General features: G+C 61.6%; 17 protein-coding genes. 9 read left to right on the top strand and 8 right to left on the bottom strand.

Features of this window, described 5'->3' with window-relative positions; translation table 11 throughout:
* The first annotated feature begins 136 nt into the window (after nt 1-136).
* Entirely contained in the window at nt 137-1450 is a 1314-nt protein-coding gene (locus M0D66_RS30990; protein WP_200652126.1) for an MFS family transporter, read from the top strand.
* 127 nt (nt 1451-1577) lie between these two features.
* On the opposite strand, the gene M0D66_RS30985 is transcribed toward M0D66_RS30990, so the two are convergent.
* Nucleotides 1578-1799, bottom strand: coding sequence for a hypothetical protein (locus tag M0D66_RS30985; RefSeq protein ID WP_054039606.1), 222 nt, complete (start codon nt 1797-1799; stop codon nt 1578-1580).
* Between the two features lie 303 nt (nt 1800-2102).
* On the opposite strand from M0D66_RS30985, the gene M0D66_RS30980 reads away from it, so the two are divergent.
* The 3 genes from M0D66_RS30980 (at nt 2103) to M0D66_RS30970 (ending at nt 4484) form a co-directional block, all read left to right on the top strand.
* Entirely contained in the window at nt 2103-2924 is an 822-nt protein-coding gene (locus M0D66_RS30980) for an ABC transporter substrate-binding protein (RefSeq protein WP_266212463.1), read from the top strand.
* 106 nt (nt 2925-3030) lie between these two features.
* Nucleotides 3031-3756: an amino acid ABC transporter permease gene (locus M0D66_RS30975; protein ID WP_266212467.1), complete on the top strand. Its 726-nt coding sequence runs from the start codon at nt 3031-3033 to the stop codon at nt 3754-3756.
* 2 nt (nt 3757-3758) lie between these two features.
* Nucleotides 3759-4484, top strand: coding sequence for an amino acid ABC transporter permease (locus M0D66_RS30970; protein ID WP_266212462.1), 726 nt, complete (start codon nt 3759-3761; stop codon nt 4482-4484).
* Nucleotides 4485-4513: 29 nt separating this feature from the next.
* On the opposite strand, the gene M0D66_RS30965 is transcribed toward M0D66_RS30970, so the two are convergent.
* Together M0D66_RS30965 and M0D66_RS30960 are read right to left on the bottom strand one after the other, a co-directional pair.
* Nucleotides 4514-5602 (bottom strand): glycosyltransferase family A protein, encoded by a 1089-nt coding sequence (locus M0D66_RS30965; RefSeq protein WP_266212461.1) that lies wholly within the window; start codon nt 5600-5602, stop codon nt 4514-4516.
* A 223-nt stretch (nt 5603-5825) separates the two neighbouring features.
* On the bottom strand, nt 5826-6005 hold the full coding sequence (locus tag M0D66_RS30960) for a hypothetical protein (protein WP_093644937.1): 180 nt from the start codon (nt 6003-6005) through the stop codon (nt 5826-5828).
* A gap of 136 nt (nt 6006-6141) precedes the next feature.
* On the opposite strand from M0D66_RS30960, the gene M0D66_RS30955 reads away from it, so the two are divergent.
* From M0D66_RS30955 to M0D66_RS30945, 3 genes are all read left to right on the top strand, one after another.
* Nucleotides 6142-6393, top strand: coding sequence for a DUF1488 domain-containing protein (locus M0D66_RS30955; RefSeq protein ID WP_093644935.1), 252 nt, complete (start codon nt 6142-6144; stop codon nt 6391-6393).
* Between the two features lie 117 nt (nt 6394-6510).
* Entirely contained in the window at nt 6511-6753 is a 243-nt protein-coding gene (locus tag M0D66_RS30950) for a hypothetical protein (protein WP_200621712.1), read from the top strand.
* Nucleotides 6754-6981: 228 nt separating this feature from the next.
* Entirely contained in the window at nt 6982-7698 is a 717-nt protein-coding gene (locus M0D66_RS30945; RefSeq protein ID WP_093645034.1) for a Crp/Fnr family transcriptional regulator, read from the top strand.
* 63 nt (nt 7699-7761) lie between these two features.
* Here the strand turns inward: M0D66_RS30945 and M0D66_RS30940 are convergent, their stop codons facing one another.
* The gene (locus M0D66_RS30940; protein ID WP_093644931.1) at nt 7762-8004 is read right to left on the bottom strand and encodes a hypothetical protein; all 243 of its coding nucleotides are present in this window, start codon (nt 8002-8004) and stop codon (nt 7762-7764) included.
* Nucleotides 8005-8184: 180 nt separating this feature from the next.
* The gene (locus M0D66_RS30935) at nt 8185-9114 is read right to left on the bottom strand and encodes a LysR family transcriptional regulator (protein ID WP_093644929.1); all 930 of its coding nucleotides are present in this window, start codon (nt 9112-9114) and stop codon (nt 8185-8187) included.
* Nucleotides 9115-9365: 251 nt separating this feature from the next.
* Between M0D66_RS30935 and M0D66_RS30930 the strand changes: the two genes are divergently transcribed.
* Nucleotides 9366-10139: an SDR family NAD(P)-dependent oxidoreductase gene (locus M0D66_RS30930; protein ID WP_211701326.1), complete on the top strand. Its 774-nt coding sequence runs from the start codon at nt 9366-9368 to the stop codon at nt 10137-10139.
* Nucleotides 10140-10142: 3 nt separating this feature from the next.
* Here the strand turns inward: M0D66_RS30930 and M0D66_RS30925 are convergent, their stop codons facing one another.
* The gene (locus M0D66_RS30925; RefSeq protein ID WP_093644925.1) at nt 10143-11543 is read right to left on the bottom strand and encodes a DHA2 family efflux MFS transporter permease subunit; all 1401 of its coding nucleotides are present in this window, start codon (nt 11541-11543) and stop codon (nt 10143-10145) included.
* A gap of 165 nt (nt 11544-11708) precedes the next feature.
* Between M0D66_RS30925 and M0D66_RS30920 the strand changes: the two genes are divergently transcribed.
* A complete protein-coding gene (locus tag M0D66_RS30920; RefSeq protein ID WP_200652121.1) occupies nt 11709-12569 on the top strand; it encodes a LysR family transcriptional regulator in 861 nt (286 codons plus the stop codon).
* Between the two features lie 44 nt (nt 12570-12613).
* Here M0D66_RS30920 and add read toward each other — a convergent pair whose 3' ends face one another.
* Nucleotides 12614-13711: an adenosine deaminase gene (add, locus tag M0D66_RS30915; protein ID WP_266212460.1), complete on the bottom strand. Its 1098-nt coding sequence runs from the start codon at nt 13709-13711 to the stop codon at nt 12614-12616.
* A 111-nt stretch (nt 13712-13822) separates the two neighbouring features.
* On the bottom strand, nt 13823-15169 hold the full coding sequence (locus tag M0D66_RS30910) for an NCS2 family permease (protein WP_266212459.1): 1347 nt from the start codon (nt 15167-15169) through the stop codon (nt 13823-13825).
* Nucleotides 15170-15224: the final 55 nt, after the last annotated feature.

The following is a 15224-nucleotide window of genomic DNA, read 5'->3' as shown; positions in this document are numbered from 1 at the left end:
ACCCCCATCTCTCCCTTGCAATTCTGTAAAATTCGCGCACGCGCGCTATAGGTGCCAGCGCGGCACCTCGATGCGCGTGTTGTGAAAGCGGCGCCACGACCGCTACCTCCGTTTAAAGACAAGGAAAGACAACAGCATGACCGACCTGACCGACCAAACCGTGGCCACCACTTACGACGCACACGACACCCGGCGCCGCATCTTCGCGATCGTTGGCGCTTCATCGGGCAATCTAGTCGAGTGGTTCGATTTCTACGTGTACTCGTTCTGCGCGCTGTATTTCGCGCCGGCCTTCTTCCCGAGCGGCAACACCACCACGCAGTTGCTCAACACCGCCGGCGTCTTCGCAGCGGGCTTCCTGATGCGCCCGATCGGCGGCTGGTTCTTCGGCCGGCTTGCGGACAAGCACGGCCGCAAGACCGCGATGATGGTGTCGGTGTTCATGATGTGCGGCGGCTCGCTCGTCATCGCCGTGCTGCCCACGTATGCGCAGATCGGCGCCTTGGCGCCGGCGCTGCTGCTGGTCGCGCGGCTGTTCCAGGGCCTGTCGGTGGGCGGTGAGTACGGCACCAGCGCCACCTATATGAGTGAAGTCGCGCTCAAGGGCCGTCGCGGGTTCTTCGCGTCGTTCCAGTACGTCACGCTGATCGGCGGCCAGTTGTGCGCGCTGCTGGTGCTGGTGATCCTGCAACAAACCCTCTCCACCGAAGAACTGAAAGCGTGGGGCTGGCGTGTGCCGTTCGTGATCGGTGCGTTAGCGGCGTTGGTCGCGCTGTATCTGCGTAAATCGCTCGAAGAAACGACCACGGCCGAAACGCGTCAACGCAAGGAAGCCGGCACGCTGCGTGGCTTGTGGCAGCACAAGGGTGCATTCGCGACGGTGCTCGGCTTCACGGCTGGCGGTTCGCTGATTTTTTACACGTTCACGACTTACATGCAGAAGTACCTGGTCAACACGGCCGGTATGCACGCCAAGACGGCCAGCAACGTGATGACCGCGGCGCTGTTCGTCTACATGATCATGCAGCCGGCGTTCGGCGCGTTGTCGGATCGCATCGGCCGCCGTCGTTCGATGCTGTTCTTCGGCTTCTTCGCGACTATTGGCACGGTGCCGCTGCTGCATGCGTTGAAAGACGTGACGAGCCCGTATGTGGCCTTCGCCCTTGTTGTCGTGGCGCTGGCGATCGTCAGCTTCTATACGTCGATCAGCGGCCTGATCAAGGCTGAAATGTTCCCGCCGGAAGTGCGCGCGCTGGGCGTAGGGTTGTCGTATGCCGTGGCCAATGCGATCTTCGGCGGCTCGGCGGAATACGTCGCGCTGTGGCTGAAATCGGTGGGCAGCGAGACGACGTTCTACTGGTATGTGACCGCGCTGTGCGCGATTGCGGGTCTCGTGTCGCTGCGCATGCGCGATCCTTCGAAAGAAGGCTATCTGCGCAACGAGCCTTGAGCTTGAGTTCAGGCGATAAGCTCGAACAGCGCGCATGAGCGCTCTTTGAAAACGGCGGCCTGGGGCAACCCGGCCGCCGTTTTTTTATCCCGCCGGCAAGCACGGCAAGCACAGCGCGAGTTCACGCTCACGCCACCACGATCTCCGTTCCCAGCGCATGAAGCAGGTCGCGTAGCGACTCGGCTTGCGCCATCTTCGCATCGCTGCGCAGATGAATCTGCACGGCGCGCCCCGCAATCCCATCGACGGGATGCGCAAGCCACAATTCCACGGCAAGCCCCAATCCTTCCGGCTGATTGACGACGACCGGCTCGATCACACGTGGCTTGAAACAGGCACTGTCGGACATGGTGGATAACCTCCGGGCTGATGACGGTTCGAGGCCCATCCTAATCAGCCGCGCGTGCAAGCCCAAGCGACAAATACGCGTTTGCTAATGAGTGGATGCTTAGCAGAAAACGCGCTTATTACAGGAGCATTTCTTGGTTCGGAGCGCGCGGCGTCGCTGCTAATGTGACGCCCATGCGTGGCCATCGGTTGCACCTCGCGGTTGCGACGGATTGACGAAGGATATCGCCGACACGCATCCGTTTTTAGAAACATCGCACGCATATTGAACAAGCATCACGCACAAACCAAGAGATCCATAAAAATGAAATCGAAAATACTCGCTGCCTGGTTAATGACACTGGCGGGACTCTCGCTGACGGCGCCGGGGCTCGCCTATGCCGACCGTCTCGACGACATCAGGAAGGCCGGCGTACTGCGCGTCGCGACCTTCGACAGCAATCCGCCGTTCGGTTACGTCGACGCAACCAGCAACCAGATTGTCGGTCTCGACGTCGACTACGCGAAGGCGCTCGCCGACAAGCTCGGCGTGAAACTCGAACTGCAACCCACCAATCCGGCCAACCGCATTCCGTTCCTGACGTCGAAAAAAGTGGACTTGGTGCTCGCCAACTTCACGATCACCGACGAGCGCGCCAAACAGGTCGATTTCAGCATTCCGTATTTCTCGTCGGGCCAGCAGTTCCTGGCGAAGAAGGGCGTGCTGAAGTCGACGGATCAGATCAACAGCCTGCGGGTGGGCGCGGACAAGGGCACCACCAACGAGATCACGCTCCGCGAGAAATTCCCGCAAGCCACGATTGTCGCGTACGACGACACGCCGTTCGCGTTCGCGGCTTTGCGTGCGGGCAACGTGCAGGCGATCACGCAGGATGGTCCGAAGCTGGTCGGCCTGCTCGCGAACGTGCCGGACAAGCAGAACTACGAGATTCCGGCGTTCACGATTTCGAACGACTACATGGGTGTCGGCATCCCGAAGGGCGAGACGCGTCTGGTCGGCTTCGTGAACGACACGCTGAAGGGGCTGGAAGCCGACGGCTCGGCCGCGAAGATCTACAACCGCTGGTTCGGTCCGCAAACGAAGACCCCGCTCGCACGCATCTTCAAGATCGGCGACAAGACCTGATCGTCGTGTCGCTGTAGCACCCAGGCACCCGGCAATGAACGGGCACGTTGGCAACGTGCCCGTCGGCATTTTCGAAAGAAGCAGGTTTCAGGAAGCAGGTTCAAAGATGCAAGCGTGGCTCGCTCCGAAGTATCTGATGTGGCTGTGGCAAGGCTTTGGTGTCACCGTCGGTCTCGCGTTGACGGTGGCGCTCGCGGCCACGGTGTCCGGCTTCGTGCTGGCGATCGCGCGTCATGCGCGGTATGGCTGGCTGCGTCGCGCAACGGCCACGTATGTGCTGGTGTTTCGCAACACGCCGTTGCTGGTGCAACTGTTCTTCTGGTACTTCGGCGCGGCCACGCTGATGCCTGACGCGTTGATGCAATGGTTGAATACGCCGCATGGCGTGCACCTCGGCGTGTACGCGTTGCGCTGGCCATCGTTCGAGTTTGTCGCCGGATGGCTCGGGCTCACGTGCTATACCGCGGCTTTCATCGCCGAAGAGTTCCAGGCGGGTTTGCGCGGCGTGCCGGATGGTCAGCATGCCGCGGCCGCGGCGCTTGGTCTCACGCCATTGCAGGCGTTCCGCTACGTCGTTTTGCCGCAAGCGGTGCGCATTTCGCTGCCGCCGCTCTTCGGCCAATACATGAACCTCGTGAAAAATTCATCGCTGACCATGGCGATCGGTCTGGCCGAACTATCGTACGCGTCGCGTCAAGTCGAGACAGAGAGTTTCAAGACTTTCGAGGCGTTCGGTGTGGCCACCGTGTTGTATATCGCCGCCATCGCGTTGATCGAAGCTGTCTCGCATACGGTGGCGCATGCGCGTGAGCGTTCATTCGCGAGGCACTGAACATGACGTGGACACTGTTCGCCCATAACCTGCCGTATCTGCTGGTCGGCGCATTTCCGCAGGGACCGCTGGGCGGCGCGGCGCTCACGCTGGTGCTCGCATTATGTTCCGCGCTTGCATCGGCCGTGCTCGGCGTCGCAGGTGGGATTGCGCTGGCGTTGACGGGGCGCATCGCCCGTGTGCCGTTGCTGCTAGTGATCGGTTTCTTCCGCGCGATTCCGGTGCTGATGCTGATTTTCTGGACGTACTTCCTGTTGCCGATGGTCTTCCATGTCGATGTACCCGGACTCGCGACGGTCGTCTGCGCGCTCTCGCTGATCGGCGGTGCGTACCTCGCGCACTCGGTGCACGCAGGCATTCGCGCGGTCGGCGAAGGTCAGTGGCAAGCTGGGCTCTCGCTCGGTCTCACGCGGATGCAAACACTGCGCTATGTGTCGCTGCCGCAGGCGATGCGCATCATGGCGCCGTCGTTCGTGAATCAATGGGTGTCGCTGGTGAAGGACACCTCGCTCGCGTATATCGTCGGCGTCGGCGAGTTGTCGTTCGTCGCGACGCAGGTCAGCAACCGGCTGATGGTGTATCCCGCGCAGATCTTTTTGTTCGTCGGCTTTATCTATCTGGTGTTGTGCACGGCGCTTGACCGCATCGCCACTTATGCGTTGACACGGCGCAAGCGCATCGTGCGACCACGCGTACCGGCCGCTACCCAGGCATTGACTGGCGACTGACCGGACAGCCGCTTCCAACTGCGGCTGCGTCAGATCATTTCGGATCGATCCGTCACGAGATCCGTGACGAGCTCTGTCACCGCGGCGGCCGGCTCGGCAATGACAGCCGGCGCTGCCGCGACCACTGCTGCCACCGCAGCGCGCTGTCGCAAGCTTACGGCTGCGCGTGAGAGGATGAGCAGGTGGTAATAGAGCCGCGTGCTGAAACCATAGTTGTAGGCGAAGAGATGCGTGAACGCGATCTTCAATCCCGGCATTGCCTGGCGATTCTTCGCATGAACCGAGACGACGATCGGCGCGAGACGGCGCAACGCCAGCTTGCGTGACGGCTCCAGTTGCGCAGGCAGTTTCAGCGCCTTGACGAACGCATACGCACTCACGGTCGCGGCAACCGTCGTGCCGCGCGTGCTGTGCGAGATCGAGGTCGCGGTCTTCCGATACACCGACACGTATTCGTGCAGATAGAACACCTCGCGCGCGGCGAGACAGAGCTCGGTGCCGAACACGAAATCGCAGCACATGCCGTACTGGTCGCTATAGCCGATCCGTTTGACGAGATCCGCGTTCGCCATCCAGCCGTTGTTCGGGAACATCTGGATCAGCCCGGTTCTGCCCGGCAAAGTCTGCAAGCCTTCAGCTTCCCGAGTGCGTCGAAATGCGGTATTCAGGCGTGCACTGCCTTCAAAGTCGATGGCGCCGGTGTGGTCGGCCTCATACTGATCGGCAAAGGCCACTTCGAGCTGTGGATGAAGCTTCCATAGTGACACCAGCTTTTCGACGCCGTCGGTGGTGAGCAGGTCGTCGTCGTGAATCAGCAGGATCTTGTCGCCGCGTGCGCGCGCGAACAGGCTCGCGACGTTGCGCGCCTGGCCGAGTGCCGGCTGGTTCTTCACATAGCGGATGCGCGCCTCATTTGCGTAGCGCTGCGCGATCAACTGCCGGGTGCGTTCGTCCTTTGAATCGTCGCCGATCACAATCTCCAGATTGCCATACGTCTGCGCGAGGCACGAATCGATGCACTCGACGATCAACTCAGGCCGATTGCAGGTGGGCAGGCAAATGGAAACCTTGGGAGAGGAGCGGGAAGGGCGGGACGTAGGAGTGGAGAAGGTGAACACGGGCGTCTCCGTTCTTATCTGTTAAGGGGCGGCAGCCGGTTCGCTTTGCGCACACATTGCTGCATGCAGCAAAATAGTCCATTGCAGGGAAAAAATAATCCGTAATAAATCGGAAGAAATGTCCGCGCTGTGAAAGCGGTTCGAAGGGGAGAATTTATGCGGCTTTGATGCAAAAAACGCAGCAAAGCCGCTTGGGCTAGGCGTTGGGCTAGCGGTTAATAATTTAGCTTACTGACGGTTCGCCTTCGCCGGGTTTTTTTCCTGGGCGGTCCGCCGGCGACTGATCGCGCCCTTCGTCGTGGCGTTCGGGCAGCTTGCTCTTTTCGTTGTCGCTATGGGTGGCGGGCTGCGGATGTTCGATGTCGGCAGGTTTGGCGCCTTTGTGTTCTTTGGTTTCGCTCATTGCATGCTCCTGGTGTGAGAACACCTACAGAACAGCAAGGCATGGACCCGATAAACATTCACACTTACAAACAACACCTTGACCGCGCCCCATATTCAGCGCACCGTGAAGAAGGAAAACACCACGGGAGCGTGAAATGTCCCTCAACTTCCCGAACCCAAGCCGCAGCTATGACGCCTTCCGTCATTGTGTCAATTTCTGGGGCTATGACAATGCGCGCGAAATCGCCTTCACTGTCAATAATTCGGTCATTTCGAATCTGAGCCCGAGCGCAGGCTCCGACGAGCCGGCAGTATTGGCAGCCTTCGACCGTCATCGCGAGCAAATTCTCACGCTTGCTCGCGGTCTGTATGTCGGCGGTCCGCAAAACCGCTACACGATTTCTTGATACAGCGAGCGCGGCGCGGTAGGTCCAACCGGACCTGCCGTGCGCCGCCTTGTTCCACAGCCGAAGCAATGTGGCGCCCACCGGCGCCTCGTCGTGCTTTGTCGCGGGAGTTACAGCATGGATGATGACCAGGTCAATCTAGAAGAAATTGCCGACAGCAAACGCCGGCGCGAAGCAGAGCGCCTTGCCGAAAGCGAAAAAACGGCCGCACCCACGGCAAACGAGCCTCAGCAGGCGCAGGGAATTGAAACCGCGCCGAAGCAATGGGTCAAGCACGTGACGAAGTGGCTCGGTGCGAAACGCACGCTGATGGAAACGCGCCGACCCTTGATGCTCAAAAAGAAACCCATCGCTCTGTAGGCATTCGGAACGAAAATAACCGGCGTCGAGCCGGTTTTTCTATTTGTGCCGTGTGCGTTGAAGCCGTTGACGCTCACGGCCGCAGCGAAGCGGGCGCTTTACCCGATTCCGCGCGTACTGAGCGCAGTTCATAATCGCCGTTGCAGCGGAACGCGTGCTTGCGCCGTTTCCGCAGATCAATGCGTAGCCGCGCCGCTGGCGCGTCCGGAACCCAGCAAGGAGCCACCGATGCTTAAGGGTGACCCAAAAGCGAATCAACTGTTAGCGGTGTTGCCCGAATTGGAGTGGGCGCGCATCGAGCCGCATCTGGTCGAAGTCGATTTGCCCTTAGGTGAGGTGATCTACGAATCCGGCGGTCAGCTCGAACACGTCTTTTTCCCCACTACGTCGATTATTTCGTTGCTCTATGTGATGGAAGACGGCGCCTCGGCGGAAATCGCCATCGTGGGACATGAAGGCATTGTCGGCGTGTCGCTGTTCATGGGCGGCGAGACCACGCCGAGCCGCGCGATCGTGCAAAGCGCGGGCCGCGCCTGGCGCTTGAATGCGCGCATGCTGAAAGACGAATTCAATCGCGGCGGCCCCATGCAGCGCCTTCTATTGCGCTATACGCAGGCGCTCATTACCCAGATGGCGCAGACCGCGGTATGCAACCGCCATCATTCGATCGATCAACAATTGTGCCGCTGGCTGCTGCTTAGCATCGACCGCTTGCCGTCGAACGAATTACGTATGACTCAGGAGCTCATTGCCAATATGCTCGGCGTGCGTCGCTCGGGTGTTACCGCGGCGGCGCTGAAACTGCAGAACGCCGGCTTGATCCGCTATAGCCACGGCCATATCACCGTGCTGGACCGGCCCGGTCTGGAAGTCCACGTGTGTGAATGCTACGCGGTGGTCAAGCGCGAATTCGACCGGCTGTTGCCGGCATTGCAGGCGATCTAGCGAACGCTCTCTGGCGAAGCGAGGGCGAGCACGGCTGGCTGATCCGGTTCGCCGTCCAGCGCGCTAGCGTGCCGTTGTCCTTGCTGCAGACGCTGCGTCCGGTGATGCCTTGCGCTCGATCTCTTCGAATACGTCCATTAACCTGCCGATACGTTGGGCACTGCCAGCCGGCAGACGTCCTTCAGGCGGAGACAAGGCGAGAATCCGGCGTCGCCAGTAGGGCAGGCCCAAGGGCGGAGCAGTCATGAGAAAGGGAATAATCTGTTCGAGATGGGCGAGCTCGCTCTCAAATGGGTAGTTCGACATAGTTTTTCCGTACGGGCAGTGAGTGCCTTCACATAGCCTGCGCGCATCGTGAGATTGTGTCTGCACGCTACCGTACAAGATGCGAAGTCGCGCTTTCCACGCCGATATACTCCACGCCGATAAACGCACGGATGCCGCTCGATGGCTGGCGGCGAGACGTCACGCTCGCCAGGCCGTCACTCAAGCGGCCGTTTCGCGTGTCGGGCCGCCAGTCAGCGAAACGATGAAGTCGAAGAATGCCCGCACCTTGGCCGGCGGATGATGACGCGAAGGATAGAGCGCATATAGCGGATAAACCTCGTCGCTCCAGTCGGGAAACAGTTCGACCAGTTTGCCGTTGGCGAACAATGACTCGGCGCCGAACGCGAGAATCTGCGCGACGCCCTGGCCGGCAGCGCATACGCTATGCAAGGTGCCGACGTCGTTCACGGTCAGGCGGCCTTGCGGCGTAATCGTCGTCTTCTTGCGTCCGCGATGAAACTCCCAACTGAACGGGTAACCCGTTAGCGGATCACGAAACTTGATGCATGCGTGCTTGCCGCTTTCGAGTTCGGCCGGGCTTGCCGGATGACCGTGTTTCTTCAGATACGAGGGCGCGGCGACGGTCAGAACCCGTGTGTCGAGCAGCTTGCGCGCAATGAGCGACGAAACCGGCGGGTCGCCGAAACGGATCGCAAGATCGAAACCGTCGGCCACCATATCGCCCAACTGGTCTCGTGTGATCAACTCGAGATGCAGATCGGCATGCTTGTCGACGAAGCCGCCGAGCCTCGGCCCCAGCACGAGACGCGAAAAGAACGGGTCCATGTTCACGCGCAGACGTCCACGAACCGCCGTGGCGCCCTGCGCTGCCGAAGCCGCGGCTTCTTCGAGTCCGCCGAGCAGCGGCACGATCTGTTCGTAGAAGCGCCGGCCTTCGTCAGTCAGCGTAACCGAGCGGGTGGTGCGGTCGAATAGCCGGATGCCGAGGCGTGCTTCGAGCCGTGCAACCGAACGGCTAACGCCGGATTGCGACATGTCGAGTGCTTCGCCTGCCGCCGCAAAACTGCCGCAGTCGACAATCGCCGTCAGCACGCCCATGCCGTTCAGCATGCGCTCGTCAAATGGCATGTGATATTCCCTTGTTACGTATTAATTCATGACATGCTATCGCGAAATAGTGTTTGAATTCACGCGACGACGCCGGGCAACGCCACCTGTCCGGGTCAATCAATGACACGGCGTCATGAGTGGAATGACAGCCGCGCTATCGCGTCAGGCACTCGTTTGGCGCTAATCTGCACGGGTTCGCCTGCCGCACGATGGAACGCGGTTCTCACCATGCGTCAGGCATAGATGACTGATCAACGGAGTGCACCATCATGTCGCGAGTTTTTATCACCGGTTCCGCCGACGGTCTTGGCCAGATGGCCGCGCGTCTGCTCGTCGACGCCGGTCATCAAGTGGTTGTGCATGCACGCAATGCGGCGCGTGCCGAGGAAGCGTTGAAGGCCGTACCGGAGGCGGAAACTGCTTTAACAGGCGATCTGTCGAGCATTGCAGCGACAATCGCGCTGGCGGAGCAGGTCAACACACTCGGCCGCTTCGACGCGGTGATCCATAACGCGGCGGTCGGTTACCAGGAGCCGCGCCGGATTGCCACCGTGGACGGCCTGCCGCACGTGTTCGCGGTCAACACGCTGGCCCCCTACATCTTGACCGCGCTGATCAGGAAGCCGAAGCGGCTCGTGTATCTCAGCTCAGGCCTGCATCGAAGCGGCGACGCGAGCCTCGACGATCTGGCATGGGACCGGCGGCCATGGCGGGGCACAGCGGCCTATTCCGACTCGAAACTGCATGATGCGCTGCTGGCGTTTGCGATAGCGCGCCGCTGGCCGGCGGTATTGTCGAACGCACTGGAACCCGGTTGGGTGGCGACGAAAATGGGTGGAGCAGGCGCGCCGGACGATCTGCAAGCGGCGCCGAAAACCCAGGTGTGGCTCGCTGCCAGCGATGAACCGTCGGCCACCGTCAGCGGCGCGTACTTCTATCATAAGAAGCCGCGCGAGACGCATCCGGCGGTCCACGACGTCGCGGTGCAAGAGCGCTTGCTCGAAGCGTGCGAGGGATTTTCCGGCATCCGTTTGCCGGACTGAGATTCAACGCCCCGCGCCCTGGGTCGCCTGGCGACGCACGTCGCGCGTGACGGGCGCTTCGTCGAGATGCCGAAACACCCATGCGGACACCAGCGTGATGACGCCCACGCACACGAAGCTCAGGCGGAACCCGAGCGCCGCCGATCCCCATTGTGCCGAGAAGAGATTTACCAGGCCGCCGCCGATCGAGACACCCAAGCCGATCGCCAGCATCTGCACCATCGAAAAGAGGCTGTTGCCGCTGCCGGCATCTTCATGCGAGAGGCCTTTGAGCGTGACGCTGTTCATCGCCGCGAATTGCATGGAGTTGGCGCCGCCGAACACCGCCAGAATCACGATCTCGACGATGAGAGGCGTACCCCGCGTAATCAATGCAAACGCAACGATCGCCGACCCCACGATGATCGTGTTGACGAGCAGGAACGTGTCATAGCCATAGCGGCGCACGAGCGGCGCAATCCAGCGTTTGGTGAGGGTGCCGGCAAGTGCGGCAGGCAGCATCATCAGGCCGGAATGCAGCGGTGTGTAGCCGAGTTGCAATTGCAGCAGCAGCGGCACGAGAAACGGTACGGCGCTCGAGCCGATGCGGCACACCAGGTTGCCGATCAGACCGACGCTGAAGTTCGGTTCGCTAAAGAGCGAGAGTTTGAAGAGTGGATTGTCGCGGCGCTTTGCGTGCGGAATGTAGGCGAGCGCGCTGACCACCGCGAGCGCGAAGAGACCCGCCGACCATGCCGCGCGATGCGTCGCGACCGGCGCCTCGACGGCGAGCGAAAACGCGATCATGCACAGGGACAGCAGACCGCAACCGACGAAGTCGAACGGCGGCGCCTGGGTTTCGCCATGCGCCGGCAAAAATCGCTGCACCGCGTAGAGACCGATCGCGCCGATCGGCACGTTGATGAGAAAGATCCAGTGCCACGTGATGGCCTCGACGAACCAGCCGCCGAGCGTCGGACCGGCAATCGGCCCCAGCTGGCCGGCAATCGAAATGAACGCGAGCGCCGATACGTATTGCTCGCTCGAGACGCTGCGCAGGACTGCGAGCCTTCCGATTGGCAGAAGCATCGAGCCGCCCAGTCCTTGCAGGACCCGCGCCATCACCAGTTGGCCGAGCGTATGCGCGCTCGCACAGCAGATCGATCCGAGCACGAATATCAGAATCGCCACGAAATAGACGCGCCGCGTGCCGAAGCGGTCGGCGAGCCAGCCCGATGCGGGGGTGAGCATCGCCATGGTCAGCGTGTAGGCAACCACGATCGGCTGCATCGCGAGGGGCGCGACGTGCAGGCTGTTCGCAATCGACGGCAACGCGGTGTTGACGATGGTCGTGTCGAGCGACTGCATGAAAAAACCGGCGGCGACGATCCAGAGTAGCGCGGTCTGGGCGGAATCCTTGTTCATGTTCAATTGAGCTGCGGGGGCGGCGGGGCGGATGGACCGGCGGGCCGAGCTCGGAGCGATCGTTGGGGGGATTCCGTCATGATATTGACATCTTCGTCAATCGGGAACCCCACTAGGCTTGTTGACTGTTATCGACTTTGCCGATGACCAGGGTCACAATAACGCATGCTCAATCCCATCTGGCTCAAGACCTTCGCGACAGTCGCGGCCTGCCATAGCTTTACCGAGGCGGGGCGGCAGCTCGATCTCACGCAGTCGAGCGTCAGCGAACATATCCGCCGGCTCGAACAGAGCGTCGGGCGGCGCCTGTTCGTGCGCGACACCCATTCGCTCGCGATGACCCCGGACGGCGAGGCCATGCTCGCGCACGCCAGCGTGATCCTGCAGGCGCTCGCGCGGGCCGAATCGCAGTTTCGCGCGCCGCGCCTGAAAGGGCGCGTGCGGCTCGGTTCATCGGACGACGTCGCGCTCGGGCCCCTCCCCACGGTGCTGGCGGCGTTTCGCGACGCGCATCCCGACGTCGAACTGGAAATTACGATCGGTATGACGGGCAAGCTCTATGAATTGCTGGACGCCGGTTCGATCGACCTGCTGGTCGGCAAGCGGCGTCTGGGCGACCGGCGCGGCGTGCCGCTTTTCACGGGGCGGCTGGAGTGGCTGGCGCGCCCCGGCACGCTGGTCGATCTCAGCCAGCCGTTGCCGCTGATTCTGGTCGCCGAGCCGAGTGTGACGCGGGCGGTGGTCCTCGACGCGCTCGCCGAAGCCGGCTTCAGCTGGCAGGTGGTGTGTACGAGCAGTAGTCATTCGGGCTGCATTGCGGCCGCGCGCGGTGGGCTCGGAATCACGGTTCGTCCGCAGTATCTGGCCGCGCGAGGCCTGACGCCGCCGCTCAACGCGGCCAGTCTGCCGACGCTGCCCTCGGTGGAATTTATCGCGCTGGCCGCCAAGCGGCTAAGCCGTCCGGCGGGCACGTTGCTGCAATTGCTGCACGACAGCGATTTGCGCGGCTCGTGGATTGGTGAGTGAAACCGTGCGGGAGTGGCTAGCCTGACTTGAAGCAGTGTCCGCACTCAAGCGGGCAAGGCCGCTGCCAATGCGTCAAACTCCGCACCCCACGCCGTGCGCCATGCGTGGCGTGTCGCTTCGTCTATCCATGCGCCGTCGATGCCGTTCAGCATGAACTGCCGCAACTCGGCAATGCTGAAGCCGAAGTGGCTATACATCAATTGCCATGCTTCGCTTGGCGTCACTTTGTGCAGCGTCGGGTCGTCGGTGTTCGGGTGGATTTTCAGGCCCAGACCTGGCATGCGCCGCATTGGATGCTGTTCGGCCCAGACTTCCGGGGCGAGTGTGCGCAAATAGTAGGAGTTGGTCGGCACCACGGTGAACACGATGCCGCGTCCCGCGTATTGGGCCGCCAACTGCGGGTTATCGACGATCGTATAGCCGTGATCGATCCGGTCGCAATGCAGCAGGTCCACGGCCGTCTCGACATTGCGCCATGGCATGCCGAATTCGCCCGCATGCGCGGTGGTTTTGAAGCCGGCGTTGCGCGCATTGCGATACGCCTTCCAGAATAACTCAGGCGGCCGGTCGTTCTCGCGGTAGTCGATACCGAGACCCGCCACTTCGTCCGCGCGATGCGCGCACATCCAGTCGACCAGTGCGACCGCTTCGTCGGGATCGGCTTCGCGGTCGATGCTCGGGATCAGTCGTGCGCTGATGCCGAAGTCGCGCGCGGCGTCGCGAATCGCGGTGACGATGGCTGCTTGCGCATCCGCATAGGGAATCTTCGAGACGCGCACCGTGCCGGTAGGATTCCAGAAGAATTCGCTATGACGCACCTGGTGCGCGGCGGCGTCAGCGAGATATTCGTAGGCGATGCGATGCAGGTCGTCCGCATGTGTGAGTAGATGCTCGTCGAGCGCGCGCAGCACACGCAGCACGCCGACGGGTTTTTCGCCGCGTGTATAGAACGCGTCGATTTCTTCGCGGGCGATCGGCGCGTTGCTCTTTTCGGCGAGCGCGATAAAGGTCTCGTGACGCACCGCGCCGAGCAGGTGGCAATGCAATTCGACCTTCGGCAGGGCCGTGAAGAAGGCGCGATGGGCTTCGGTGAGCCTAATGCCAAGGCGCGATGCGGGCACGTTGCCCAATGTCTCTTTCATGTCGGTATGGTTTTCGGTAGTGCGTAAAACTCGACGCTAATTCAGTTTAGTGCGAATGCAGGATAGCAATGTGCGGCAAAGTCGGGTAGTCGAGGTGCTCGGGTGCAAATTTCAATGCGGCTTCACCACGGTATAGAAGTAATAACCGAGCGGTACAGCCAACACATAGAGACCCCACGGTACTTCTCGGAAACGTCCGGCGAGCAGCTTGACGAGCACGTAGCAGAGCAGGCCGCCCGCAATGCCGGTGCCGAAACTGTTCGACATCAGCGTGAGCAGCACCATCGAGAGAACGGGCAGCGAGTCGCTGAAGTCGTCGAAACGCGTGTGGCGAATCGTGCTGAACATCGACAGTCCGATCAGGATCAACGCGGGCGCGGTGGCTTCTTTCGGAATGGCCAGCGCGACCGGTACGAACAGCAGCATCAGCGCGAACATCGCGGCGGCCGCGAGCGAAGAAAGGCCGGTACGTCCACCCGCTTCGACACCTGCCGCGGATTCCACCAGCGCTGTGAGCGCCGGAATACCGAACACCGGACCGAGCGTCGCCGCAATCGAATCGACCAGAAACGGACGGTTGATGTTCGGCAGATTCGCGTTTTCGTCGAGCAGATCCGCTTTGGCGCCGACCGCGAGCGTGGTGCCGAGCGTCGAGAAAAACTCGGCCGCGAAAAACACGAACAGATACGGAATCGCGGCCACGCTCAAGGCGCTCGCAATGTCGAGCTTGAATGCGATCGGCGCGATGCTATGCGGCCACGAGAGAAACGACGCGGGCATATGCGTGACGCCGAGCGGCACACCGGCGGCGGCCGCAATCAGGATCGCCCACAAGATCGCGCCGGGCACGCGGCGGCCTTGCAGCACGACAGCCGCGCCGAGTCCGATCAAGGCGACCAGGGTGCCGGGCCGCGAGAAATCGCCGAGCGCAAGCGCATTGGTTTTCGCGTTGGCGATCACCATCCCGGCATTGCGGAAACCGAGCACCGCGATGAACAAACCGATCGAGGCGCCGAGCCCCAGCTTGATTTGCGCCGGTATCAGCCGCACCACGAGACTGCGCGCGCCCACCAGCGTCAGGATCAGGAACAGCACGCCCGACACGAAGGCGATGCCCAAGCCCGTTTGCCACGCGACATGCTCGCCTGCGAGCGTAATGCCGAGAATCACCGAGCCGCCGATGCCGGGCCCCACCAGAAACGGCAGATTCGCATACAGCGCCATCAGCACCGTACTCAGCACGAACACCAGAATAGTTGCGGTCGTCGCCGCGCCACGATCCATGCCGCCCGCTGACAGCAACGACGGAATCACCACTAGCAGATAGGCGGCCGCGAGAAACGACGTGATGCCGGCGATCGTTTCGATACGCACGCTGGTCTTGCGTTCGGCGAGCGCGAAACGCTGTTCGAGCCAGCCGCCACGCGCCGTGGTTGCCGGGTTGTTTGCTGTCGGCATTGAAGATTCGTTATTGATCAATTGATTCATCCTGTAACCACGCCATTTATACTGC

This window comes from Paraburkholderia sp. SECH2 (assembly GCF_030464795.1).
GTDB lineage: Bacteria > Pseudomonadota > Gammaproteobacteria > Burkholderiales > Burkholderiaceae > Paraburkholderia > Paraburkholderia aspalathi.
The sequence above is the reverse complement of the archived record's forward strand: the minus strand, read 5'-3'. Positions and strand labels throughout refer to the sequence as shown.